The sequence below is a fragment of the Halomonas sp. 141 genome (assembly GCF_002810305.1).
In the GTDB taxonomy this organism is placed as follows: Bacteria; Pseudomonadota; Gammaproteobacteria; order Pseudomonadales; family Halomonadaceae; genus Vreelandella; species Vreelandella stevensii.
In genome coordinates this window covers 21480-46065 of sequence record NZ_PINZ01000026.1, presented here as the reverse complement: position 1 = coordinate 46065, position 24586 = coordinate 21480, and the positions used below count along the sequence as shown (strand labels likewise).

Genomic DNA, 24586 nt, shown 5'->3' with positions numbered 1-24586 from the left:
GAAAGGTAACAACCTGGGAATCCCCTTCCTTTCCGTCGCTAGACGGCAGCGCAAGCTGAGGGAGGGGAGGATGTCAAGGACGCACGTGAATACCTCAACCGCAAGGGAGTCGGTCTGGAACGAGAGCCGGAGCGCCCCAATACCCTGGAAGAGAAGGCCTGGGAGCGGGCGCGCGGCTCCGGTAACCAGCGCCCCAAGGCGGGTACGCCCCATGACTGGGAAGACTGGGAGCGTTTTCACGATGACCTGACCGAAGGCGTCGAGACCCTGGAGCAGAAAATCAACAAGGAAGCGCACCGCAAAGCGCTGGCCCGCGCTCAGGAGAAGGCCGAAGCGTCAGAGGCGAAGGCCCCAAATACGCAGGTCACAAACACGCCAGCCCATGCCCCGGACCCGGTAGGGCACTACACGCCGCCAGCGGTGGCGCAGCCTGCTTCTTTGAGCGCATCGCAGGCATCTCCGGGGCAGCCCACCGTGCAGGAACCGGCTGCCTTGCGCCTGGCCTATCGCGCGCTGGCCATATTGCTGCCGCCTTTGGCGGTGGGGCTGACCGATGGCGGCGGGCAGCGGGTGGCCACGGCGACGCTCCTGACCCTGCTGGGCTGGGTACCTGGGGTGATCTACGCCTGGCGCTGGCTTGGCAAACATCACGCTGAGCGCTGATTTCCTCGCCGTGGCCATTGGCAGCCAACGATAACTGCGTATAATCTCCGTCAACTTTTATGTTTTTCGGGGGTTTACTGGTGAGCTATCTGGTCGGTGTCACGGCGCTTTGGGCCTTCTCTTTCTCCTTGATTGGCGTCTACCTGGCGGGGCAGGTGGATAGCTACTTTGCCGTTCTGATCAGGGTAGCACTCGCCATGCTGGTGTTCCTGCCGTTTTTACGGCCGGGCCTGCTGCAGGGTAAGCAGCGGCTGGCACTGATGGCGCTGGGCGCCATTCAGCTGGGCGTCATGTACACCTTCTTCTACCAATCCTTCCTGCTGCTGTCGGTGCCGGAAGTCCTGCTGTTCACTATTTTCACCCCCGTGTATATCGCCCTGCTGGATGACCTGATGTTCAAGCGATTCACGCCCATTTATCTGGTCACCGCGCTGCTGGCGGTGCTGGGTGCCGGGGTGATCCGCTACGACGGCATCGACAGCGGCTTCTGGCTGGGCTTTCTGGTCGTTCAAGGGGCCAACCTGTGCTTTGCGATTGGTCAAGTAGGCTATCGGCGTCTAGCGGCAGACCTGCCGCCCACCCTGGCCTGGCACAACGTGTTTGGCTGGTTCTTCATCGGCGCCATGCTGGTGGCGCTGCCGGCCTTCCTGCTGTTCGGTAACGTGTCAGCGCTACCCAGCACTCCGGTGCAGTGGGGCGTGCTGGCGTGGTTGGGTCTGGTGGCCTCCGGGGTGGGCTACTTCGCCTGGAACCAGGGCGCCACGCGGGTGGATGCGGGCACCCTGGCCATCATGAACAACGCGCTGGTGCCTGCTGGGCTGGTGGTCAATCTGGTCATCTGGAACCGCGATGCGGATCTGGGCAAGCTGTTGCTGGGCGCTGCCATCATGGGGGCGTCTCTGTGGCTCAACCACTGGTGGTTGCAGCGCCGCAAGATTGCCCTGGCCTGACTCAAGCTGCTGATTTTACGGCGTGGTGAGGGTCATCGCCACGCCGCCGGATTTGCCCGATACCCCATGACTCCCCATAATGTGGGCTGATGCCAGCGAGAGTCGCCCATGTCTCATACCTCAACCTCACAAACCGCCGCCGGGCGCCAGCGTCCAGCCACGCCGCCGTTCAAGACCATTGGCCTGATTGGCCGCCTGGGCAGCGACAAGGTGCTGGACTCGCTCCAGCGCTTGGTGGATTACCTGGTTGGCCATGGCTACAAGGTGCTGATCGAGGACCGTACCGCCACCGCGCTGCCGCATCATGGCCAGCCGGAAGCCAGTCGTCGCATGCTGGGCGAGCTGTGCGATCTGGTCATCGTGGTGGGCGGCGACGGTAGCTTGCTGGGCGCCGCCCGCACCCTGTGCCGCAGTGGCACGCTGATTCTGGGCGTCAATCGCGGGCGGCTCGGCTTCCTGACCGATATCTCCCCCGACGAGCTGGAACAGCGTGTGGGGGAGGTGCTGGCAGGCGAGTTCGAAATAGAAGAGCGCTTTCTGCTGGATGCCGTGCTGTACCGCAATGGCGTGGCGGTGGGTAACGGCGAAGCGCTCAACGAAGTTGTCGTGCACCCAGGCAAAGCGGTTCGCATGATCGAATTCGAGCTGTTCATCGACGGCCAGTTCGTCTACAGCCAGCGCAGTGATGGATTGATCGTCGCCACGCCGACTGGCTCGACGGCCTATGCGCTTTCCGGTGGGGGCCCCATCATGCACCCCAAGCTGGATGTGGTCACGCTGGTGCCCATGTTTCCGCATACCCTCTCCAGCCGACCGATCGTGATCGATGCCGCCAGCGAGATTCGTATACACATCGGCGAAACCAACCAGACCTACCCGCATATCAGTTGCGACGGGCTAACCCGCGCGGTGGCCAAGCCCGATGATGTGCTGGTGATCACCCGCAAACCGGAGCGCGTTCAACTGGTACACCCCTTGGGGCATAACTTCTATGAAGTGCTGCGCAGCAAACTCGGTTGGAGCCATCGGCTAGGAGATTGACATGGAGGGCTACGATCTCATTGGCGATATTCACGGCTGCGGTGCCACCCTGGCCGCGCTGCTGGAGAAGCTGGGCTACCATCAGCGCAAGGGCGTGTATCGCCACCCGCGCCGCAAGGTGATCTTCCTGGGGGACCTGATCGATCGCGGCCCACGCATTCGGCTGGCGGTGTCCATCGCGCGGCGCATGGTCGAGGAGGGCGAGGCGCATATCGTCATGGGCAACCATGAATACAACGCCCTGGCCTATATGCACCCGGCCCCGCCAGGCAGCGCCAAGCGCTGGCTGCGCGAGCATACGCCGCGCCATAATCGCATCATTCAGGATACCCTCGACCAGTATCGTGACCATACCAACGAGTGGGAAGATACCCTGGCATGGTTCAAGACCATTCCGCTGTGCCTGGAACTGGACGGTATCCGGGTGGTGCACGCCTGTTGGGACGATGAGCTGATTCGCCAGCTCCGTCAGCGTTCACCGTCTGCCCAACTGGACGACCGCTTTCTGGTGGAGTCTACCGACCCCTCGACCCAGGCGTTCCGAATTCTCGACCGCCTGACCCGTGGCCCGCACATTCGGCTACCGGAAGGCGTGGCCATCCACTCGGGCGACGGTTTTACCCGGCAGACCTTTCGCGCGCACTTCTGGTCGGCCAACCCGCAGCAGTGGGGTGATGTGGTATTCCAGCCGGATAACCTGCCGGGCGACCTGGAGACGCGGCCATTGACGCTGCAGGAGCGCGAGCGGCTCAGCTATTACGGCCCGGAGCAGCCGCCGCTGTTCATCGGCCACTACTGGTGCGAGGGCATTCCCGCCTTGCCCGCCGCCAATATCGCTTGTCTGGACTACAGTGCGGTAAAATTTGGTCGACTGGTGGCCTATCGTTGGAGCGGTGAACAACAGTTGAATGCCGATCATTTCGTCTGGATTCAAGTGCCTAGAGAAGAGCGGGCATTGCCCAAGCCCTGGGAGATCGATTTTGATTGACCCTTTTGAGCAATTATTACAATTGGTTACATAATTTTTGCAAAACTGCTGAACTAACCCTGCTGCCGGCTATCAGAGTAAGTGTTCCCTTGAATGATCCCTTGCTTTTATCCGGCGGCCCCCTCCGCCGGATTTTTTTGCGTATCCGATGGCAAACGTGCGCGTAAGCGTCATGACCACTGGTTAAAAGGAAGATGTCATGCACCCCGTCATGCTCTTGCCCCCCGATGCAGACACTCAAGCGCTGCGCAAGGCCCTATGGCATTACCGGATAGGCCATCGCATCACCGATGAAGAAGACGGCCAGCTCCTCTGGGTGGCTGACCCGCGCCAATACGATGAGCTCCGTGCCCTGGTGGCTCGCTGGGAGCGAGGCGACGAGCTGATCAGCGACGCGGCGCCACCCAAGCGCTCGCTGCCCACCCAAGGGCTGGTCGCGACTCTGCGACAAGTACCGGTGACGGCGCTGATGATTCTGATCAGTCTGGCCGTATTTGCATTGACCGGGATCTGGGGCGATCTGCTGATCGTCTCTTTGACCATCGTGCCGGTGGGTGTCTCTGGGGGGCAACTGGTCTACGGTTCGCTGCCCGATACCTTGCTCAGTGGTCAGGTGTGGCGCCTGCTGTCACCGGCTTTTCTCCACTTTGGCTGGATGCACCTGATCTTCAACCTGATGTGGGTGTGGTATTTCGGCCAGCAGATCGAACGGCGCCAGGGCAGCAAAACGATGCTGCTATTGCTGTTGCTGGCGGGCATCGGTGCCAACCTTGCCCAGTACATGACCGGCACGGTGCTGTTTGGTGGCATGTCCGGGGTCGTCTATGCGCTGCTGGCGCATGTGTGGCTGATGTCCCGGCGTGCCCCAGGCAGCGGTTTTTTCGTGCCGCAAATGCTGGTGGTCTTCATGCTGGGCTGGATGGTCTTTACCATGACCGGCATTGCAGGCACCGTGGGCTTTGGCAACGTTGCCAACGAGGCGCATTTGGGTGGCCTGCTCGTGGGGCTGGCAACCGGCTGGTATTATTCTTCCCGCTTCAAAACGCTTTGAGCAACCCGCAAAAGAGGTGCTGACCGTGAGTGACATGACGTTCGACAAGATGATTCATCAAATGACGCCCACCATCTATGAAAGCCTCAAGCAGGCGGTTGCCCTGCGCAAGTGGCCGGATGGGCGTCGCCTGACCGCCGAGCAGACTGAGCTCTGCCTTGAGGCGGTGATGCGCTATGAAATGGAAAACAACGTGCCCGAAGCCAACCGGGTGGGTTACCTGGAGCGCCGCACCTGTGGGGCGGGTGCCACGGGAGCGGGCGTCAGCCCGGAAATGGCAGGCCTGGCGCGGGATGCCACCCGTGACTGATGATTTGTTTGCCACCGATGCTACGCCGGTGCAGGGGTGTCTGCAGAAAATGGCGGCCAGTGTGCCAAGCCGCAAGGATGCCGAGGTGGTGTACCACCTGCGTGCCGGGGAGCATCGGGTTGGCCTGAACGAGCGGGTAGGGTCGTTCATACGCCTGCACTGGAGCGGGGCCATTGCCTGCACTCACTGCGGGCGCGCCACCAACAAGAGCTTTGCTCAGGGATATTGCTACCCGTGTTTCAAGCGCTTGGCCCAGTGCGATACCTGCATCATGAAGCCGGAAACCTGCCACTACTACCAGGGCACCTGCCGCGAACCCGAGTGGGGCGAAGCCCACTGTTTCCAGCCCCATATCGTTTATCTTGCCAACTCCTCGGGGCTGAAGGTGGGCATCACCCGCAAAACCCAGATGCCCACCCGCTGGCTGGATCAGGGGGCCATTCAGGCGCTGCCTATTCTGGAGGTCAATACGCGGCAGCAGTCCGGCATGGTCGAAATGCTGTTCAAGGAGCAAGTCGCCGACCGCACCAACTGGCGGGCGATGTTGAAAGGCGAGGTGGCCACGCTGGACCTGTGTGCAGAGCGAGACCGTCTGTTGAGCGTATTGGCCGATGGGCTGGCGCAACTGCGCCAGGTGCACGGTGAGGATGCCATTCGTGAACTGGATGAAACGCCTTACCACTTCCACTACCCGGTGGAGGCTTTTCCACGCAAGGTGGTGTCGCACAATTTCGATAAGCAGCCACAGGTAGAGGGTGTCTTGCAGGGCGTGAAAGGGCAGTACCTGATACTCGATACCGGCGTGATAAATCTTCGTAAATTCACGGGTTACGAGATTATCGTTAGCTAAACGGCTAGCCAGAGTGGCCAGTGTTGTCTAAGGTTAACGGAGTTATTTCTCCCCCTGCCCAATGCAACGCAAGGAAGCCGCAATGCCCTGGCTAAAATTGCTTCACATTGCCGCACTGGTTATCTGGTGCGGTTCGCTGCTTTACTTACCTGCGCTGCTGAGTCACGCCCTTCAGCTGCGCAAGGACGCTGGCTTTGCGCAGGGCTCACCGCCCATGCCGCGCTACTTCTACAACTCCGTTGCCACCCCTGCCGCGCTGCTGGCCATTGCGTCGGGCACGCTGCTGTTCCTGCTTCACGGGTTAATGGGGGGGTGGCTGATCTTCAAGCTGGCCGCGGTGGTGGTCATGGTGGCTGCCCACGGCTGTTTTGGCTGGCTGATTCTACGCCTGGAAATGGGCATCTATCGCGGTGTGAAACCCGCCAACCTGCTGGCGCTGTTGCTGGCAGTGGCGGGTATTCTGGCCGTACTGGGCTTCGTGCTGGCCAAACCACTTGATTGGAGTTAGCCGATGCCCATGAGCAGGTGGTCAGTCGACATCCACGCCCACGGCGTGTTCATAAACCAGTTGGCCGCCCAGCCAGCCGGCCAGCGCAATCAGCCCTCCGGTCAGCAGCGATACCGCCAGCCCCCAGGGCAGGATCGCGTCGGGCTCGTTGAAGCGCAGCAGCCAGTTGAACGACGCCAGCGAGAGCATCACCACCGCCACGATGGCGTGGCTCCAGCCGGTAATCAGACGCCGAATGCGCGACACCGTGACCAGATCGATGATACCGGCTATCGAGGCGACCCAGCCGCCAAAGGCACCGACGCCCGCCAGCCACAGGCCGCTGCGCATCCAGAAAGGGTCTTCGGTATACCAGTAGGCCAGGTCGCTTGCCACCAGGGCCATCAGGGCAGCAACGGGGAAGTGAATCATTACGGGGTGCAGTGGGTGGCCAGCCAAAGAGGCTCGGCTTTTGATCGAACGTTGGGGAGTTGGCGCCATGGTCACTTCCTGTGGGCAGACTAAAGGGAAACAGCAGATGAGGGAACGCAACAGCAATATAGCCTCGCCCAACATTCAACGCGTTACGGGTCGGCGGGTCAACCGGATAGCCATTTTGGCGGTTCTCGGACTGGCCCTGTTGACCGCTGGCTGTGCGGGCGATAAGTCCATTCTAGACCCCGCTGGGCAGGCTGCACGAGATGTTGCCCTGATTTGGTGGATCATGTTGACCTTCAGCACCGTGGTGCTGGCGGTCATCACAGCGTTGTGGCTGTTTGCCTTCAAGCCCAGGGACGTCACCCGCACGCCTTCCCAGGAGCGCAAGGTGGCTCGCCACTGGATTCTGGGTGGCGGTATCCTGCTGCCCGTGGCCAGCATCGTGGCGCTGCTCGCCTTTGGCGTGCCCGCCGGTCAGCGCATGCTGGCCATTGGCGAACCCGGCGAGGTGATCGAAGTCATCGGCCACCAGTGGTGGTTCGAAGTGCGCTACCCTAATGCCGAAGGCGGCGAGGTGGTCACGGCCAACCATCTGGTGATGCCGGTCGGCGAGCCGGTGGACTTCCACGTGACCGGCGCCGACGTCATCCATGGTTTCTGGATTCCGCGCCTGGGCGGCAAGGTCGACATGATTCCCGGCCGGGAAAACCGCATTCGCCTGCAGGCAGACATTCCTGCCGTCTTCGGTGCCCAGTGCGCCGAGCTGTGTGGCATCGGGCATGCCCACATGCACCTGTTCGTCGAAGCCCTGCCCCGGGAAGAGTACGACGCCTGGCTGGCCGAGCGCCAGCAGGATGCGCTGGCAGCAGCGGCCACGGCCAATGCCGCCGACGACGAGGCGCGCAGCGCGTTCATGACTCACTGTGCCAGCTGCCATACGGTGGCCGGGGTCAGTGGTGGCACGCTGGGGCCCGACCTTTCCGACGTGGGCAGCCGAGCGACGCTGGGCGCTGGTGTGATGGCCATGGATGATGGCGCCATCAGCCAATGGCTGCAGCATCATCAGACGCTGAAGCCCGGTAACCTGATGCCGTCCCACGATGATATCGACACGGACACCCTGGACAGCCTGGGTGCTTGGTTGGAGACCTTGAACCCATGAGTAGCGTTAGTCAAAAAGCCGTTGAGCAGGACCCGAAGCAGCTCCACGAAGACCTGCACGATATCTGGGGCAACCCCAAGGGGTTGAAGGCACTGACCATCGTCAACCATACGACGCTGGGCCTGCGTTTCATGATCACCGGGATGGTGTTTTTCCTGATCGGTGGCATCCTGGCCATGCTGGTGCGTACCCAGCTGGCCATGCCCGATCAGGATTTCATGTCGCCGGATATCTACAATCAGGTCACGACCATGCATGGCACGGTCATGATGTTCCTGTTCGCCATCCCCATGCTGGAGGGCTTGGCGATCTACATGATCCCCAAGATGATCGGCGCGCGAGACCTGGTATGCCCCCGGCTGACCTCGCTGGGCTACTGGTGTTACCTGTTCGGCGGCATCATTCTGACCTCCAGCCTGATTCTGGAAATCGCTCCTTCCAGCGGCTGGTTCATGTATACCCCGCTCAGCAGCAGCGAGTTCTCCCCTGACCTTGGCCCTGATTTCTGGCTGTTGGGGATTACCTTCGTGGAAATCTCAGCGCTTTCTGCCGGGGTGGAAATCGTCGTCTCCATCTTGCGCACCCGCACCCAGGGCATGGCGTTGCATAAAATGCCGCTGTTTGCCTGGTATATCCTCGCCATGGCGCTGATGATCGTGGTGGGCTTTCCGCCGCTGATTCTGGCCAGTGTCATGCTGGAGCTGGAGCGCGCCGTCGGCATGCCGTTTTTCGAAGTGGCCAGTGGTGGCGATCCGATTCTGTGGCAACACCTGTTCTGGCTGTTCGGGCACCCTGAGGTCTACATCATCTTCCTGCCGGCGGCGGGGATCATCTCGACGCTGATTCCAGTCTTCGCTGGCAGGCCCATCGTCGGCTACGGCTGGGTGGTCTTTGCCATTATCGTCACGGGGTTCATCAGCTTCGGCCTGTGGGTTCACCACATGTTCACCGTGGGCATTCCCCAGCTGGCGCAAGCCTTCTTCTCGGCGGCCAGTATGCTGGTGGCAGTGCCCACGGCCATTCAGGTGTTCGTGTGGCTGGCCACGCTATGGCTGGGCAAGCCCAAAATGAAGCTGCCCATGCTGTGGGTGCTGGGCTTTCTGATCATCTTTGTCTGTGGTGGCTTGACCGGCGTCATGCTGGCGCTGGTGCCGTTCAACTGGCAGGTGCACGATACCCACTTCGTGGTGGCGCACATGCACTACGTGCTGGTGGGGGGCATGTTCTTCCCGCTGATTGCCGGGCTCTACTACTGGCTGCCGCTGTTTTCCGGGCGCATGCCCTCTGAGAACCTTGGACGCTGGGGTTTCTGGCTGACGTTCCTGGGCTTCAACGGCACCTTCCTGATCATGCACTGGACCGGGCTGCTGGGGATGCCGCGCCGAGTCTATACCTACGATACCGGCATGGGCTGGGATATCTACAACCTGCTTTCGTCGGTCAGCAGCTTCGTCATGTCTGCCGGTATTGCCATGGTGCTGCTGGATATTGCGCTGCACTTTCGCTTTGGCAAACCCGCCAAGCAGAACCCCTGGAACGCCGATACGCTGGAGTGGGCCAACACCATGCCGCCCAGTGCCTACAACTTCGTCAGCCTGCCCAGGATCGAAACCCGTCACCCCCTGTGGGATGACCCCAACCTGCCTGTCACCATGGCAGAAGGGAAGCACTCGCTGGCGGTGGCCACCCACGGGCGGCGTGAGATGTGGGGCACTGACCCCATCTCCGGCAAGGTGCGTGAAATCATCCACCTGCCGGGTAACTCCTGGTGGCCGCTGTTTGCGGCCATGGCGCTGGCGGTGGTGTGTATCAGCCTGCTGGTGCGGGTCTATGCGCTGGCTGGTGTCTTCGTGCTGATTGCCGGGGTGTTCCTGCTGCGCTGGTCCTGGGAGAACGGCGCGCATCCCAAGGCCGCGCCGGATGCCGATGTGTCACCCGGTGCCCCGCCGCTGCACTCTCGCACCATGGATGGCCCGGGTGTGTGGGCCATGGGCACCTTCCTGATTGCCAACGGCTCGTTCTTCCTCTCGTACCTGTTTGGCTGGTTCTATCTATGGACCGTCTCCCCGGAGTGGAGCATGCCCGACACGTCGCCACTGTCGTTGGTGGGGCTGGTGGTAGCGGCTCTGGCCATGACGGCGGGCTACATCGTGATGGTCAAAATGATCCGTGGGCTGCGCCGCCAGCAGGATGCCGGGCTTGCCAGCGGCTTCTATCTGGCCGGTGCGCTGGGGGCCGTGCAGGTCGCCGTGACCACCTGGGTGATGCTGGCCGCCGATTTGGCTCCCACCGAGACCACCCACGATGCCGTGCTGCTGTTGGGCCTGATTTATGCCCTGTTCCACGGCGGGCTGGCGGTCGTGCTGACGGTCATGCAGGCGCTGCGGGTGCGCTACGGCTACGTGGGCGCCCATGCGCCGTTCGAACCTGCCGTGGTGGTACAGCTGTGGCGCTACAACGCCGTGGTGTTCTGGATCCTGGTGGGCTCGCTCGCTGTGTTGCCCCGCGTCATTGGAGGTTGAGGCCATGTCACCTTTACTCGAGCGCTTGAGGTTGACGCATCCCATCCACTTCGTGGTGGGCCTGACCGTGTGGTGCATCTGGTTCATCGCCGTTTATGGAGGCCACGCCGTGGCTTGCGAGGTGGCGGCCCCTGCCACGGAGCGAGGCGTGTTCACGCTGCTCAATGGCTGGATGCTGCTGCTGAGTCTCGTCACGACCGCGCTGCTGGCGGCGCTTACCTGGTGGTGCTGGCAAGCAGGTCAGCACCACCAGGGGCGTGCTCGGTTCAATGCCGTGGTCTCGGCGGGGCTGTATCTGTTCTCGGCGCTTAGCGTGGTGTTCGTGGCGCTGCCGATCATAGGCATTCCGCCTTGCGTGTAACGTGGCCTTGAGCGACGCATCGGCCACGCAGGCGGCCCAACCCGACAGCCTGGAAGCACCGCTGTATACGCTGCACGGCATGTGGTGCACCAGCTGTGCGCTGGCGGTGGAAGGAGCGCTCAAACAGCAGCCGGGCGTGCTCGACGCCAGCGTTCATTACCCGACCGCCACCGTGTGGGTGAAGGGTGAGCCCGATGCCACGACGCTGGACGCACTGGCGCCCAACGTGGCGCGGCTGGGCTATCGGCTGGCACCGCTGGAAGACCTGCAGGACGCCCATGCCCGGCTGGAGCAGGAAAGCCGTTACTTGACCCTGCGCTTGATCGTCGGCTCGGTATTTGGCATGTGGACCATGCTGGCCTCGCTGCTGATCTACGCTGGGGCCATGCCCACGGCCGCGCTGGAGAGCGTACTGGCCTGGGTGTCGGGTGCCTTTGCGATTCCCGTGGTGAGCTATGCCGGGCTGCCTTTTTACCGGGCGGGCTGGCGCACACTGCGGGCAAGGCGGCCCGGTATGGACGTGCTGGTGAGCCTGGGCGTGCTGGGCGCCGTAGTGGTATCGCTGGGCCTTCTGTGGCGTGGCTCGGTAGAGGTCTATTTCGATACGGCGGTGATGCTGATCGTCCTGCTATTGGTGGGGCGGCTGGTCGAAACGCTGTGTCGTCAGCGGGGCTTGAAAGCCTTCGATGCGCTGGCGCTGCCCGATACGTCGGTGCAGGTGCTGCATCAAGGGCAGGTTCAGGAAACCGCCATCGAGGAGGTCACGCTGGGCCAACGCATTGCCGTTGCCCCAGGCGACGTGGTGCCGCTGGATGGCAGCCTGGAGACCGACGGCTGGCTGGACACCGCCACGCTTTCCGGTGAAAGCCAGCCGCGCTTCGTGGGTGCCGGGCAGCCAGTGTATGCAGGCTGTCGTTTTATGGGCCGCGGTGGGCAGGGCGGCTCGCTGGAACTGACCGTGACCGCCACGGCGGGCCAGCGGCGAATGGACAAACTGTGTGACCAGATGCGTCGCTTTCAAACGCAAAAAGGCGAGCTGCACACCCTGGCCGAACGGTTTGCCGCCTGGCTGAGCCCCGCCGCGCTGGTGTTGGCGGCAGTGACTCTGCCCATTGCCTGGCTGATGGGCGTGGGGTGGGACGAGGCGAGCGTGCGCGCGCTCTCGGTGCTGGTGGTGGCCTGCCCCTGCGCCGTGGGTCTGGCTGTGCCGCTGGCAAGCCTAGCGGGCAGCAGCCAGGCCACCCAGCAGGGTATTGCGCTGCGCGACCCTGCCGCGCTGGAAGTGTTGGCCAAGGTGCGCTCGGTGGCGTTCGACAAGACCGGTACTTTGACCCAGGGGCAGCATCGCGTGCTGCACGCGATGCTCCGTGATGGGGAAGACGAGGAACTGTTCCGCCAACAGTTGGCCGTGGCAGTCAGGCAGAGTGAACACCCGCTGGCGAACGGACTGCGCCACTGGGCAAGCGGCACCTCGCGGGCGCAGGTGGAGGTTCATGAAACGCCGGGGGCCGGGCAAACCATCACCTTCGCCGATGGCCACACCTGGTGGCTGGGCAGTACCGCGTGGCTGGCCCAACAGGGCAAGGAGATCCCCGCCGATGCAAAGCACCCGGCATATGGCTTTGCATCCGAGGTGCTGGTGGCGGATGAGCAAGGATGGCTGGCCACCCTGTACCTGGCCGACCAGCCCGTGCCGGATGCCCAGATCACGCTTGCCCAGTTACAGGATGCCGGTTACGTGTTGGCGCTGATCAGCGGAGATCGCCAGGGCCCGGTGCAGTGGCTGGGCCAGCGCGTTGGGCTACCGCGGGAAGCGTGCTATGCCCAGCGCTCCCCGGAGGCCAAGGCACGCCTGCTGGAGGCGTTGCCATCGCCCACCCTGTACGTGGGCGATGGGGTCAACGACACGCTGAGCCTGGCGGCGGCGGCGGTGGGCGTGGCCCCGCTGCACGCCAGCGACGCTGCCCGGGAAGGGGCCGCTGCTCAGCTGCTGTATCCCGGTATTGCGGGGGTCGCCAGGCTGTTGAGGGTTGCCCAGCGAACGCGTCGCATCATGGTCCAAAACCTGCTGCTATCGGCGCTCTATAACACCCTGGCGCTGGGGTTGGTGGTCACCATGGCCATTCCCCCGCTGGTCGCCGTGCTGGCCATGGCCGCCAGCTCCCTCAGCGTCACACTCAACGCCGCGAGGCTGACCTGGGCCGAGCCCGATGCGCCTTGGCCTACTCACGGTAGCCCAACGCCTCACCCAGCCGCTGAGCATGTTGCGCCACCCAGCGCGGATCGATCGCGCCCCACTGCTTGATGACGTAGTGGCCGATGTTATGGCGCTCGCCGTCGCCTTTTTCGAACACGCACTCGATGTCCAGTTCGCTCAGCGAGGCGATGGTATCCTGAGCCGTGCGCCTGGGCATGCCAGTGGCTTCCATCAGCGCAGGCACGCTGGAAATACCTTGTTCGATCAAGTGGGCCACGTATAGGCGGCGGTAAAAGCTGGATTTTGTTTTACTGAGCGACATAGCGAGGGCGTCTTCCTGGTGATGTGTACTCCAGCAGTCTAATCAAATAAGTCCCCCTGCGCCTGCGGTGGCCGAAAGTCGCGGGTGTTCAAGCCCTGCTCGGTACGCGATTGCATGTTCCATTGACGGCTGGCGCGCTGGAAACGCTGGGCAATCAGGTCGGCAAAAACCCCTTCCCCACGAAAGCGCTTACCAAACCGTGCATCGTAGTTCTGGCCGCCTCGACATTGGCGCATCAAGCTTATGACCTTGGCGGCACGTTCCGGGTAATGGGCGTTCAGCCAGGCTTCGAACAGAGGGGCGACTTCATGGGGCAGTCGCAGCAGCATCCAGGTCGCGGTACGCGCCCCTGCCCGGCTGGCCGCTTCGAGGATGCGCTCGATTTCATGGTCGGTGAGGCCCGGGATGATCGGTGACACCAGTGTGCCTACCGGTATGCCTGCCGTGTTCAGCTCGCGAATGGCTCTCAAGCGTGCCTGGGGCGATGCCGCCCGAGGCTCCAGCGTACGCTTGAGGTTGGCGTCCAGGCTGGTCAGGCTGACGAACACCCGCACCAAGCGGTGCTCCGCCATTTCCGCCAGCAGGTCCAGGTCACGCAGGATCAGCGTGCTCTTGGTCACCAGGGTGACTGGGTGGCGACAGGCCAGCAGCAGCTCCAGCAGGCGCCGGGTCGTCTGGTATGTGGCTTCCAGCGGCTGGTAGCAGTCGGTGTTGCCAGACAGGTTGATAGGGCGGCAGACATACTGCGGATGGCAAAGCTCCTGCTTCAGATGCTCGACCAGGCCGCTGCGGGCGATCAGTCGGGTTTCAAAATCGAGCCCCGGCGACAGGTCCCAATAGGCGTGGGAAGGGCGGGCATAGCAATACACGCAGCCATGTTCGCAGCCACGGTAAGGGTTCAGGGAGCGGTCAAAGGGCAGATCGGGTGAGCGGTTCCAGGAGAGCGCGCTTTTGCTGGGCTCTTCGCGCACTTCGGTAGCCAGCGATGGGTGAGCTTCCTCTTGCCACCAGCCATCGTCCTCCATGACGCTGCGGGTCGGTGAAAAACGGTTATGGGGGTCGTAAGTGGCACCGCGACCTTTATGCACGGCGTATCGGGGAAGGTTATGGGCCGTCATCGGGAGCCTCGCGCTGAGCTACCTATAATATGTTTATCCATACAGTATAGGGTGTTTGTCGTGCTCTGCAAGCAAGGTGCATCGGTGCGCCATCAACTGTTTGCGCACCGCAGGCAATCTCGGTTTCGGTACCTGGGTCGTGAGCGACGCGACGTTTACGTTTGCCAAATGCGATTACGCGGGCATGGAGCGTACTGCCGATGAGGTGCACGCCATGTCGCTGGCCAATCTGGCGGGGGAGTATGCGCAGATCGTGGATACGCAAGGAGCGCTGGCGCGGTTTACCACTCGCCGCGGCGAATGAGCGATGCTTCCTCGACGGCGGGGTTGTAGAGGTAGCACCAGGCATCGCCATGAGAGGTCGCCAGCACCGCCCGGTCGTACATCCCCTCTGTCGGAGAGTGGTGCAGGTAATCTTCCAGCTCATCGAGCCGGGCTAGCCGCTCGGCATCGATGGCATACACTTCCACCAAAACGCCTGTGGAGGGCATGAGCTTGGCGCCGGGGTAGGGGCCCAAGTCGTAAAGCGTAATCGCCGTCAAGCAGTCCTGGCCCAGCATGTCTGCGCCGCCCAGCCAATGATGATTGCGATGACCGTGCTTTAACGTGCCGTATACCGCCACGCGTGGGCAGCGTTGGATTGCCTGGTAAAGGTAGTTCATGAGGATGCTCGTTTTTCGTTACCTGGGAGCTGGTTTTAGCAAGAGAATGAAGTCACCAATGCGCTGCTTTCTTGCACTGTTTTACGATGTGGTGGCGCTGTTGTTGTAAACGTGGCCAAGCGCCCTCGGATAGCCCTGCCTCTATTAAAGCTTGCTGCATTACTGTGGAGTCAACAAATCGAAGCAGTAGCGCTTTAAGTCGCTCAATCTCTCGTTTGATGAATGGATAGCTAATTTGGCTCTGCGTCGCCAGCTGCTTCCAGTCACGAGATAAAAGCTGCATGGTGTTGTTTTGGTTGCCAATGGAGAATGCCAGGCTAGGGTCATATCCTAAAACAATGGTGCCCACCAAGTCGTAAGCGGGAGCAATACGCCATTTGCCTTTTGCATCTTGTAGTAATGACACATTTTTTGCGTGGCCATCACTGTTGCCTACCAATACGTTAAAAATTTGCCAGCGGAGCAACTGTTGCAATGCTGGGGCAGGTGGCCTGCATACCTCACGTAACAGATGAAAGCAGTCGGCCAGCGTCGGTCCGCCGTGCTCCTGGTATTTCTGCGTACGCGGTCTGCCCATTGCCTGGCATAAATCTTCCTGATGAACGCGTTGCAGAGAGCCGTTGACCCATGCTCTATCGTAACGCTCAACCACTAATAGTGGGCACTTCCCTGCATAACGTATTGAAGTGCGGGGGCACTCGATACCGGCCAGCTTGGCCAGCGTGTTGAGGTAAAGCTCATTGAAAATAACATGGTCGCGTCCATCTACCGCAAACTTGATGATATGCGAAGAGGCAGCAGTGCCTTGGGGCAAATAAAAAGCTTCCTCACGCCAGATCACAGGAATCTTGTCTTGTGCACCGGCCAGTGAAAGACGTGGCCTGGGGGCTGGTTGTGACGCTGCAAATAGCGCATAACGTTGTTGAAAGGCCGCCCACTCGTTAAGTCTTTCTTGCGGCAGTGGCGTACCGTCGTCATTGCTGGACGCAGGTTCTGGTAGTTGATGAGGCGGCAGAATCGACAGTGCCCCGGCGCAATCTCCACCAAGCGCGGTCAGCAGCGAGAAGTCGTCATCAGGAATGCCCAGTTGGCGGATAATCGCCGCACGTGCTTGCTCTTCTGGCAGTAGGTTGCCGAACCAGTGATGGGCAGTCAGTGCTTCGGGCGGCCATGTCCGTTGGTGTAAAGGAAGGCTGTTGGAAATGGCCTGCCCGCTAGCTTGCCACTCTGCGTCATACTCAAAGCCCATGAGACGGCTATCTGCGCCGCGCCAGAGTGTGCCCACCCGTTGGAAGTTCTGCCACACAATGAGCGTTTCAGTGGTCATGAATCGCTATCCATTGGCTGTGCCAAAAGCTCGATACCGAGTGTTTCCAGGACGCGCAATACTCTGCCCATGCCGCATGTGTCGCGGCCGTTTTCGAGTTCACTTAAAAAGCGAATACTGATGCCGCACAGCCCCGCTAGGGTTTCCAGGGTCAGATGCTGGCGTTTACGAGCCTGACGGATGATCAGGCCAAGACTGCTGGCGGATTCAATCGAATAAAGCGCTGTGTTGGTTGGGGCAGGTAGGGTAGGCATATACGCTCCCGTTTCCCTATAAGGAAAATTACCGGACTGGAATACGTATAGTAGCCTAACTTTCCCGATAGGGAAAATAAGAGGCAGTGTCAGTGGAAAGCGGTAATTTTATCCCTATGGGGAAAGCGTGGCCGGTGGGCTGTAACGATTCGCTACCTGGCACTGCGTAAGTCTGGGCATAAAAAATGGCCCCCACCGTAGTGGAGGCCATCAGTCAGTGCCGCTTGAGCCTAACGCTTCTTGCGAGCGGGCTTTTTGTCTCCGGCTTCGGGGTCTGTGCGGTGTGCGGTGCCCGGGAAGTGGGCGCGGACGAGTTCCAGCAGGCCCTGGGTGGAGGCGTCGAAGTCGGCGGCGTTGGCGTCGATGCGCTCGCTGATCTCACCGGCAATGCGTTTGCCGAGCTGCACGCCCCACTGGTCGAAGGAGTTGATATTCCAGATCACGCCCTGAACGAACACCTTGTGCTCATACAGCGCAATCAGCGCGCCGAGGTTCTTCGGCGTCAGCTCGTCCAGCAGCAGCGTGCTGGAAGGGCGGTTGCCGGGGCAGCTGTAGGGGTCCAGTTGGCTCAGTTCTTTGCTGTCGCCCTGGCTGCCTTCCATGAAGGCGTTGGCCTGGGCCAGCATGTTGGTGAGCAGGGCAAAGTGGTGGTCTTCCACGCCCGGCTCCGGCTTGAGCGAAGCGATGAAGTCGATGGGCACGTAGCGGGTGCCCTGGTGCAACAGCTGGAAGAACGCGTGCTGGCCGTTGGAGCCGGTTTGCCCCCACACGATGGGGCCTGTCTTGTAATTCACCGGGTGGCCGAAAATATCCACCGACTTACCGTTGGACTCCATGTCCAGCTGCTGCAGGAAAGAGGGCAGCTGGTTCAGCGCCTGGTCGTAGGGCACGATGGCCTGGGTTTCGGCGCCAATGAAGTTGATGTACCAAATGCCGATCAGCGCCATCAATACGGGCATGTTCTGGGCGAACGGCGCTTCGATGAAGTGGCGGTCCATCTCGTGGGCGCCTTCCAGCAGCTCGATAAAGCCTTCGAAGCCAATCGAGAGCGCAATGGGCAGGCCAATGGAAGACCACATGGAGTAGCGGCCGCCCACCCAGGCCCAGAATTCGAACACGTTCTCTTCACGAATGCCGAACTCCATGGCCGCTTTGCGGTTGGTAGAGGCGGCAATGAAGTGCGCCCCTACGTCGGCGTCTTCCCCGGCGTTCTCCAGGAACCAGCGCCGCGCAGTCTTGGCGTTGAGCAGGGTCTCCTGAGTGGAAAAGGTCTTGGTAGAGACGATGAACAGCGTGGTGGCGGGGTCGAGCCGTGAGAGCACCTTCTGAATGTGAGTGCCGTCCACGTTGGACACGAAGTGGAAGTGCAGCTCCGGATGCCGGTATTTCAGCAGCGCTCGCACCGCCATGTTGGGGCCCAGGTCCGAGCCGCCAATGCCGATATTGACCACGTCCTTGATGCGCTGGCCGTTGTAGCCTTTCCACTCGCCGTTACGCACCGCCTCGGAGAACACCTTAATCTGCTCGCGGGTGCGGGTGATTTCGGGCATCACGTCTTCGCCGTCCACGTAGACCGGCTCGTTGCCCAAATGGCGTAGCGCGGTGTGCAGTACCGGGCGGTTTTCGGTGACGTTGATGATGTCGCCGGAGAACATCTGAGCGCGGCGCTGTACCAGGGCCGAGTGGTCGGCCAGTTCGATCAGCTTGGCCAGTACCGCATCAGACACCTGGTGCTTGGAGTAGTCCAGAAAAAGGCCTCCGACACGCAGGCTCATTTTTTCGAAGCGCTTCGGGTCGTGGGAAAAATAGTCGCGAATGCGATCGTTGGTGGTTTGATCGCGCAGGCGCTCCAGGGCCTGCCAGGTAACGCTGCGGGTGAGTTGAAACATAACGTGCGGTCCTATTTGTTTTTACATCGTTGTTCCGAATCAGAGGGCGTGCCTCCAATCGTGATTCTTGTTTATGTAAAAATACTACATATTGAGCGCCATGGAAGCGCTGCACGGCTTGAATCGCTTGAAAATGAGTAATAAAACGAGAGATTGGGCCAGCTGAAGGACTTGGCTACAAAAAGGGCGGGCCTGGGCCCGCCCCTGGTAAGGCCAATATGCAACCGTTAGCTGGCCACCGCTACCTGTGCAGCACCGCGCTTGATGAACGCATAGCCCAGGCCAGTAATCAAGGAGCCCGCAATGATCGCCCCCAGGTAGAGGAACGCCGGGGTGATGGCGTTGGGGATCAGGAGCACGAAGATACCGCCGTGGGGCGCCATCAGCTGAGCGCCGATCAGCATGGAGAGCGCGCCGGTCACCGCGCCACCCGCGATACAGGCCGGAATTACCCGCAGCGGGTCTTTCGCGGCAAAGGGAATCGCGCCTTCGCTGATGAAGCACAGGCCCAGCACGAACGATGCCTTGCCCGCTTCCCGTTCAGGGGCTGAGAACTTGTTGCGCGCCACAAAGCTGGCGATGCCCATGCCAATGGCAGGCACCATGCCCGCTGCCATGATGGCCGCCATGGGCGCGTAGGTTTGCGATGCCAGCAGGCCCACGCCGAAGGTGTAGGCGGCTTTGTTGACGGGCCCACCCAGGTCGAAGCACATCATGGCGCCTAACAGAATGCCCAGCAGTACGGCGTTGGTAGAGCCCATGGAGGAGAGGAAGCCGGTCAGGGCGGCCATGATGGCGGCCACGGGTTCGCCGATCACGTAGATCATGGTCAGGCCGGTGACCAGGCTGGCCACGAATGGGATGATCAGGATCGGCTTGAGGGATTCCACGCTGGCAGGCAGCTTGACGTACCGCGTCACGGCCAGCGCCACATAGCCTGCCAGGAAGCCGGCCAGAATGCCGCCGATGAAACCGGCATCGATATTGGCGGCCAGCATGCCGCCGATCATGCCGGGGGCGATGCCGGGGCGGTCGGCAATCGAGTAGGCAATGTAGCCTGCCAGCACGGGAATCATCAGTGCAAAGGCGGTGCCGCCACCGATCTGCATCAATGCTGCCGCCAGGGTGCCTTCTTCCTGAAACGCTTCGATACCAAACACGAACGACAGGGCAATCAACAGGCCGCCCGCGACGACCATGGGCAGCATGAAGGAAACGCCGGTCAGCAGGTGCTTGTAGACGCCTTTTTCCTTGATCCCCTTTTTGGCCGAGGCGCCGCCAGCAGCGCTGGTGCTATCTTCCACCGCCGCGTCAGTCAGCGCGGCTTCCAGCGTCGGGCGGGGCTTTTTCAGCGCGTTGCTGGTGGAGGTGCGATAAATGCGCTTGCCCGCAAAGCGAGAAGGGTCCACTTCGATGTCGCAGGCCAGCACGACCACGTCGGCGGCGGCGATCTCTTCATCGGTGAGCTGGTTTTGTGCACCCACCGAGCCCTGGGTTTCCACGCGAATCTGGTGGCCCATGGCCTTGCCCGCTTCGGCCAGCGCTTCGGCGGCCATGAAGGTGTGGGCAACGCCGGTGGGGCAGGCGGTGACGGCAACGATGCGTTGGCCGCCTGGGCTGCCGGCGGGGGCCGCTGCGGTGGTGGCCGGGGAGCTATACAGAGGGGCGTCGCGTTTTGCCTGGGTCAAAAACGCCGTAGGGTCGGGAAGGGCGCTGGCAATCGGCGCCTTGAACAGCCGCTTACCTTCGAAACGCTCCGGGGCCGGGACCTGGTCGGCGGCGACCACGATCAGGTCGGCGTTGGCGATCTGTTCGGCGGTGGCCGCCTGCAGAGGGGCAATTTCACCATGCATTTCCACATGGACGTGCCAGCCCAGCCGGGTGGCGGCTTGTTCCAGGCGCTTGGCGGCCAGGAAGGTGGTCGCCATGCCGCTGGGGCAGGCGGTAATCAGGATCAGGTTCATCGCGTGGCTCCCTCGGTGTGGGTGTCGTCAAGACGCCGTACCCGGGTCTGTTGTTGGAGTGAGTCGAAATCGTCGGCGTGGGGGTTGCCCACGCCAACATGGCGAACGGCTTCGGCAGACAGCGCCGTGGCGAAGCGCAGCGTGGCGTCGGGGGCGTGCTGGCTCAGCAGCCCATGCAGCATGCCCGCCACGAAGGTATCGCCCGCGCACACGGTGTTGACTGCGTGAACGCTGGGCGGCGTCGAGTGCCAAGTGCCGTACTGGCTGGCCCACAAGACGCCTTCGGCACCGGCGGAAATCAGCGCGTGTTCGATACCGCTGGCATGCAGCCGCTGGGCAGCAGCGTGGCGCTGGGCATCGGAATCGAGGGCGTGCCCCGCCCACTCGGCCAGCTCGGTTTCATTGGGCTTCACCGCCGCAGGCTGGGCGGCGATGGCCGTCAGCAGTGCCGGACCGCTGGTATCCACCCACAGCGGCACGCCAAAGCCTTTCAGGAAATCGAGTAGCTCACCGAAGATGGCCGAGTCGATGCCCGGCGGCAGGCTGCCTGCCACGACGATGGCCTGCGGGGCGGTGCCCTCGAACAGGCCGTTGAGCACTTGGCGGAGGGCGTTGAGGTGAGCTGCGTCAATGGGCATGCCGGGGCCGTTGATATCGGTCACCCGGCCGCTCTGTTCGGCAAGCTTGGCATTGATACGGGTGTTGCCCGGCACCCGTACGAAGGCGTCTTGAACGCCGTAATGCGGAAAGGTCAGGCGAAAGGGGGCATCGTTGTCCTGGCCCAGAAAGCCGCTGACGACCACCTCATGGCCAAGGCTGGCCAGCACCCTGGCGACGTTGACCCCCTTGCCCGCCGCCTCCAGCTGGGCGTGAGTGGGGCGATTGACCTGCCCCAGCGTCAGCGTCTCCAGGTCGAAGGCGAGGTCCAGGGCCGGGTTCAGCGTGATGCAGACCACTCGTGCCATCAGCGAGCCTCCAGCGCATCGCGCACGTCATCGCTGGTTGCCTTGCTCAGGGCCAGCTGCGCCGTGGCCTGCGCTTCTGCCAGGTCGAACTCCCGCAGGCGGGCCTTGACCAGCGGGATCTGCCGCGCGCTGACCGACAGCTCGTCGACGCCGAGGCCCACCAGCACCGGAACCGCCATGGCATCCGATGCCAGCTCGCCACAGACGCCGACCCACTTGCCGTGGGCGTGGGCTGCGTCGACGGTCATCTGGATCAGCCGCAGTACGGCCGGGTGCAGGCCGTCGGCCTGGGCAGACAGCTCCGGGTGGCCGCGGTCGATGGCCAGGGTGTACTGGGTCAAGTCGTTGGTGCCCACCGAGAAAAAGTCCACTTCGGCGGCCAGCGTCGGTGCCAGCAGCGCGCTGGAGGGCACCTCGATCATCACGCCAAGCTGCACGTCGGTGGCGCGCTGCTGCTCAGGGATCTCCTTGAGCAGTCGGTCGTAGATGGCTTTGGCGGCGCGGAATTCGGCCACGTCCTTGACCATCGGCAGCATGATGCGCAGCGGTTTGCCTACGGCGGCCATCAGCAGGGCGCGAAGCTGCGTTTCCAGCACGTCCGGCTGGGTCAGCGCCAGGCGAATGCCGCGCAGGCCGAGGAAGGGGTTGTCTTCCTGGGGGACTGGCCAGTAGGGCAGGGGCTTGTCGCCGCCCACGTCCAACGTTCGGGCGACCAGCGGTCGGCCAGCGAGTGCATCGGTGGCTTCACGGTACTCGGCGATCTGCGTCGCCAAATCCGGAGCGCTGGCGTAAGCCATGAACAGAAACTCGGTGCGCAGCAGACCAACGCCCTCGGCGCCACGCTCGACGGCATCGGCGGCGTGGGCCGTATTGCCCAGGTTGGCAGCGACCTCAACCCGGTGGCCGTCGCGGGTCTGGGCCTGCTCGAAGCGTAGCTCCCAGGCGTCGGCTTCACGCTGCTGCTGGTCGAGCAGCTGCTGTTCGGCGCGCCGCAGCCGCGCTTCGGAAGGCTGCGAGATCACGCGGCCGCGCTCGCCATCCAGAATCATCATGCCGCCGTCGGCCAGCGCCATGACCGCTTCGCCTGCACCCACCACTGCCGGGATACCCAGCGCACGGGCCAGAATGGCGCTGTGCGCGGTGGCGCCGCCGCGAACGGTGAGCAGGCCACGCACCCGAGAGGTGTCCAGGCGCGCTACATCGGAAGGGCCAATGTCGTCCATCACCAGAATGTAAGGGTGGTCGGGTGGCTCGGGCAGGGTCACGTCGCACAGCACACCCAGCACTCGGCGGCCGACGTCGCGCAGGTCGGCGGCCCGCTCTGCCAGCAGCCGGTCGGCCAGCATCTCCTGAGCACGGGCGGCGGTGTCGATGGCTTCCCACCAGCCAGCCTCCGCCGAGCGCCCTTCGCCGATGGCGTCCAGCGCCGCTTGACGCAGCTCGGGGTCGTCCAGCATCTCTTCGTGCATGGAGAGGATGTCGGCCACTTCACCGCCAGGTGCGTTATGCACCAGCGCCTGCAGCTGGGCGGCACCTTCCTGCAGCGCTGCACTCAGGCGGCGCGCTTCTGCCTCGGGGTCGCTGGCGTGCTCGGGATAGTCGAACGCCAGCGGACGAATGACGAACACCGGTGCAATGGCCAGCCCCGGAGACGCCGCCACGCCGGTATGCGGGGTATCGGCCGCCAGCGGCGTGATATCGGGCTGGCGGGTATCAGCGGCGGGGCGGGTCTCGCGGCCGCCATCGAAGGGCGTGACTTTCTCGCCCAGGCCCTCTTCCACGGCGGCGGCGAGAGCTTCCAGCGCGCTGTTGGCTTGTTCGCCTTCAGCGGAAAAAATCAGCCACTGGCCGCGGCGTGCGCCAAGGCCGATGACCTTGGTCAAACTGGCCGCCGAGACGGTGGTGGCGCTGCCCTCTTCCAGCCGAACGTTGATGGGCATGGTCTGGGCGCGGGCGATTTGCACCAGCTGTTTGGCCGGGCGGGCGTGCAGGCCGTGGGGGTTGAGAACGCGCACACGGCGTGTTTGCGTTTGGGCGGTTTCTCCCGCCAGTAGCGCCAACAGCTGGGAACTGCTCTTGCCCATCAGGCTTTCACTCTGGCCACTCTCCACCAGCGCCAGCAGCTGTTCGAGCAGCGGGCGGTGGTTGTCGCCGCTGGCCGCCAGGCAGAAGAGGGCGTGGACGGCGCGCCCGTCCTGTTCGATGGTATCAGCGGGCGTGGCCACGCCCAGCGCGGGCTGGCGTACCCCCGTTGCCTGGCTGGCGAGCCAGAGGCCTTTGCCCAACCACTGGGGCGCAGCGCTGGCCACGGCGCTGATGAAAGCATTGTCGACGCAGCCGCTTTGGCGCAGCCGGGCCGCGGCGGCCAGGGCCAGCTCCTGCGGGTCTCGGGCAGGGAAGTTGACACACAGGGTGTCGGCGTCCAGCCTGGGAGCCACGGCGGGGCGGGAAAGCAGCCGGGCCACGTCGGCGGCTGAACTGGCGTTGGCCAATTCGCTGGCCACGCCGTCCCGGTCCAGCACGTGGGTCAGTTGGCGCAGAATGTCCAGGTGCTCGTCATTTTGTGCAGCAATGGTGACCAGTACATGCACGGTGTTGCCATCATGCCACTGAACCCCTTGGGGGAACTGCAGCACGCGTACGCCGGTACGCTTCACTAGATGGCGGCTTTCCGGGGTGCCGTGGGGGATGGCAATGGCGTTGCCCAGATAAGTAGAGGACTGCGCCTCACGGGCATGCAGGCCATCGCGGTACTCGGCCTCCACCAGGCCAGCCTCGGCCAATGCCTTGGCGGCGCTATCGAGTGCAGCTTGCCAATCCTGCGCATGGCGGTCGAGCAAGATGTCATCAGGGCCGAGGGTCAGCATAGGGTTCTCCTGTAAACGCGGTCAGGCAACGGCAACGTCTGCGATTGGCGGCGAATGTGCGCGCATTAAACGTTAGTCGTAGAGCGTTGAGGTTAGCTGGATGAATCGTGTCACCTGTGTATAGTGGCTATGCTGAATCGATTCACTTTTAGACACAAGGGTTGTCTTTTTAGACTTTGGTCTGAAGAGGGTGAAGCG

At 62.5% G+C, this 24586-nt stretch carries 23 protein-coding genes; 13 read left to right on the top strand and 10 right to left on the bottom strand.

Features of this window, described 5'->3' with window-relative positions; translation table 11 throughout:
• Nucleotides 1-114 precede the first annotated feature (114 nt).
• From CWI66_RS11915 to CWI66_RS11880, 8 genes are all read left to right on the top strand, one after another.
• The gene (locus CWI66_RS11915) at nucleotides 115-663 is read left to right on the top strand and encodes a YqaE/Pmp3 family membrane protein (RefSeq protein ID WP_100731787.1); all 549 of its coding nucleotides are present in this window, start codon (nucleotides 115-117) and stop codon (nucleotides 661-663) included.
• 80 nt (nucleotides 664-743) lie between these two features.
• Nucleotides 744-1613, top strand: a complete 870-nt coding sequence (locus tag CWI66_RS11910; protein ID WP_100731788.1) for a carboxylate/amino acid/amine transporter — start codon at nucleotides 744-746, stop codon at nucleotides 1611-1613.
• 108 nt (nucleotides 1614-1721) lie between these two features.
• Complete coding sequence (locus CWI66_RS11905; RefSeq protein WP_081191947.1) at nucleotides 1722-2654, top strand: NAD(+) kinase; 933 nt, start codon at nucleotides 1722-1724, stop codon at nucleotides 2652-2654.
• Nucleotide 2655: 1 nt separating this feature from the next.
• Entirely contained in the window at nucleotides 2656-3642 is a 987-nt protein-coding gene (locus CWI66_RS11900; protein WP_081191949.1) for a metallophosphoesterase, read from the top strand.
• A gap of 199 nt (nucleotides 3643-3841) precedes the next feature.
• Nucleotides 3842-4693, top strand: a complete 852-nt coding sequence (locus CWI66_RS11895) for a rhomboid family intramembrane serine protease (RefSeq protein ID WP_039179472.1) — start codon at nucleotides 3842-3844, stop codon at nucleotides 4691-4693.
• A 25-nt stretch (nucleotides 4694-4718) separates the two neighbouring features.
• Entirely contained in the window at nucleotides 4719-5003 is a 285-nt protein-coding gene (locus CWI66_RS11890; RefSeq protein WP_026001740.1) for a YeaC family protein, read from the top strand.
• The gene (locus tag CWI66_RS11885; RefSeq protein WP_081135091.1) at nucleotides 4987-5853 is read left to right on the top strand and encodes a DUF2797 domain-containing protein; all 867 of its coding nucleotides are present in this window, start codon (nucleotides 4987-4989) and stop codon (nucleotides 5851-5853) included. Before CWI66_RS11890 ends, CWI66_RS11885 begins: the two co-directional genes overlap by 17 nt.
• A gap of 82 nt (nucleotides 5854-5935) precedes the next feature.
• On the top strand, nucleotides 5936-6361 hold the full coding sequence (locus CWI66_RS11880) for a CopD family protein (protein WP_016914244.1): 426 nt from the start codon (nucleotides 5936-5938) through the stop codon (nucleotides 6359-6361).
• A 21-nt stretch (nucleotides 6362-6382) separates the two neighbouring features.
• Here CWI66_RS11880 and CWI66_RS11875 read toward each other — a convergent pair whose 3' ends face one another.
• On the bottom strand, nucleotides 6383-6841 hold the full coding sequence (locus CWI66_RS11875) for a DUF2231 domain-containing protein (protein ID WP_016914243.1): 459 nt from the start codon (nucleotides 6839-6841) through the stop codon (nucleotides 6383-6385).
• Nucleotides 6842-6878: 37 nt separating this feature from the next.
• Between CWI66_RS11875 and coxB the strand changes: the two genes are divergently transcribed.
• The 4 genes from coxB to CWI66_RS11855 all read left to right on the top strand — a co-directional run bounded on the left by coxB (nucleotide 6879) and on the right by CWI66_RS11855 (nucleotide 13128).
• On the top strand, nucleotides 6879-7940 hold the full coding sequence (coxB, locus tag CWI66_RS11870) for a cytochrome c oxidase subunit II (protein WP_039179480.1): 1062 nt from the start codon (nucleotides 6879-6881) through the stop codon (nucleotides 7938-7940).
• Entirely contained in the window at nucleotides 7937-10462 is a 2526-nt protein-coding gene (ctaD, locus tag CWI66_RS11865) for a cytochrome c oxidase subunit I (protein ID WP_081191951.1), read from the top strand. Before coxB ends, ctaD begins: the two co-directional genes overlap by 4 nt.
• Before the next feature lie 4 nt (nucleotides 10463-10466).
• Nucleotides 10467-10823: a hypothetical protein gene (locus CWI66_RS11860; RefSeq protein WP_039179486.1), complete on the top strand. Its 357-nt coding sequence runs from the start codon at nucleotides 10467-10469 to the stop codon at nucleotides 10821-10823.
• Nucleotides 10824-10902: 79 nt separating this feature from the next.
• Entirely contained in the window at nucleotides 10903-13128 is a 2226-nt protein-coding gene (locus tag CWI66_RS11855) for a heavy metal translocating P-type ATPase (RefSeq protein WP_232710884.1), read from the top strand.
• On the opposite strand, the gene CWI66_RS11850 is transcribed toward CWI66_RS11855, so the two are convergent.
• Together CWI66_RS11850 and CWI66_RS11845 are read right to left on the bottom strand one after the other, a co-directional pair.
• Entirely contained in the window at nucleotides 13046-13342 is a 297-nt protein-coding gene (locus tag CWI66_RS11850) for a winged helix-turn-helix domain-containing protein (protein ID WP_081135084.1), read from the bottom strand. The two genes, CWI66_RS11855 and CWI66_RS11850, sit on opposite strands and share 83 nt — an antisense overlap.
• Nucleotides 13343-13380: 38 nt before the next feature.
• Nucleotides 13381-14460: a PA0069 family radical SAM protein gene (locus tag CWI66_RS11845; RefSeq protein WP_100731785.1), complete on the bottom strand. Its 1080-nt coding sequence runs from the start codon at nucleotides 14458-14460 to the stop codon at nucleotides 13381-13383.
• A 139-nt stretch (nucleotides 14461-14599) separates the two neighbouring features.
• On the opposite strand from CWI66_RS11845, the gene CWI66_RS11840 reads away from it, so the two are divergent.
• The gene (locus tag CWI66_RS11840; RefSeq protein ID WP_232710883.1) at nucleotides 14600-14764 is read left to right on the top strand and encodes an isochorismatase; all 165 of its coding nucleotides are present in this window, start codon (nucleotides 14600-14602) and stop codon (nucleotides 14762-14764) included.
• Here CWI66_RS11840 and CWI66_RS11835 read toward each other — a convergent pair.
• The 7 genes from CWI66_RS11835 to ptsP all read right to left on the bottom strand — a co-directional run bounded on the left by CWI66_RS11835 (nucleotide 14742) and on the right by ptsP (nucleotide 24388).
• Nucleotides 14742-15122, bottom strand: a complete 381-nt coding sequence (locus CWI66_RS11835; RefSeq protein WP_100731783.1) for a gamma-glutamylcyclotransferase family protein — start codon at nucleotides 15120-15122, stop codon at nucleotides 14742-14744. The two genes, CWI66_RS11840 and CWI66_RS11835, sit on opposite strands and share 23 nt — an antisense overlap.
• Before the next feature lie 52 nt (nucleotides 15123-15174).
• Nucleotides 15175-16449 carry a type II toxin-antitoxin system HipA family toxin gene (locus tag CWI66_RS11830; protein ID WP_100731782.1) on the bottom strand — a complete coding sequence of 425 codons (1275 nt, stop codon included), beginning with the start codon at nucleotides 16447-16449 and terminating at the stop codon, nucleotides 15175-15177.
• The gene (locus tag CWI66_RS11825) at nucleotides 16446-16703 is read right to left on the bottom strand and encodes a helix-turn-helix domain-containing protein (RefSeq protein WP_100731781.1); all 258 of its coding nucleotides are present in this window, start codon (nucleotides 16701-16703) and stop codon (nucleotides 16446-16448) included. Before CWI66_RS11825 ends, CWI66_RS11830 begins: the two co-directional genes overlap by 4 nt.
• A 230-nt stretch (nucleotides 16704-16933) precedes the next feature.
• Nucleotides 16934-18592, bottom strand: a complete 1659-nt coding sequence (pgi, locus tag CWI66_RS11820) for a glucose-6-phosphate isomerase (RefSeq protein WP_100731780.1) — start codon at nucleotides 18590-18592, stop codon at nucleotides 16934-16936.
• Between the two features lie 227 nt (nucleotides 18593-18819).
• Complete coding sequence (locus tag CWI66_RS11815; protein WP_081191965.1) at nucleotides 18820-20556, bottom strand: PTS fructose-like transporter subunit IIB; 1737 nt, start codon at nucleotides 20554-20556, stop codon at nucleotides 18820-18822.
• A complete protein-coding gene (pfkB, locus tag CWI66_RS11810) occupies nucleotides 20553-21521 on the bottom strand; it encodes a 1-phosphofructokinase (RefSeq protein WP_100731779.1) in 969 nt (322 codons plus the stop codon). Before pfkB ends, CWI66_RS11815 begins: the two co-directional genes overlap by 4 nt.
• Nucleotides 21521-24388 carry a phosphoenolpyruvate--protein phosphotransferase gene (gene ptsP / locus CWI66_RS11805; RefSeq protein WP_100731778.1) on the bottom strand — a complete coding sequence of 956 codons (2868 nt, stop codon included), beginning with the start codon at nucleotides 24386-24388 and terminating at the stop codon, nucleotides 21521-21523. Before ptsP ends, pfkB begins: the two co-directional genes overlap by 1 nt.
• Between the last annotated feature and the right edge of the window lie 198 nt (nucleotides 24389-24586).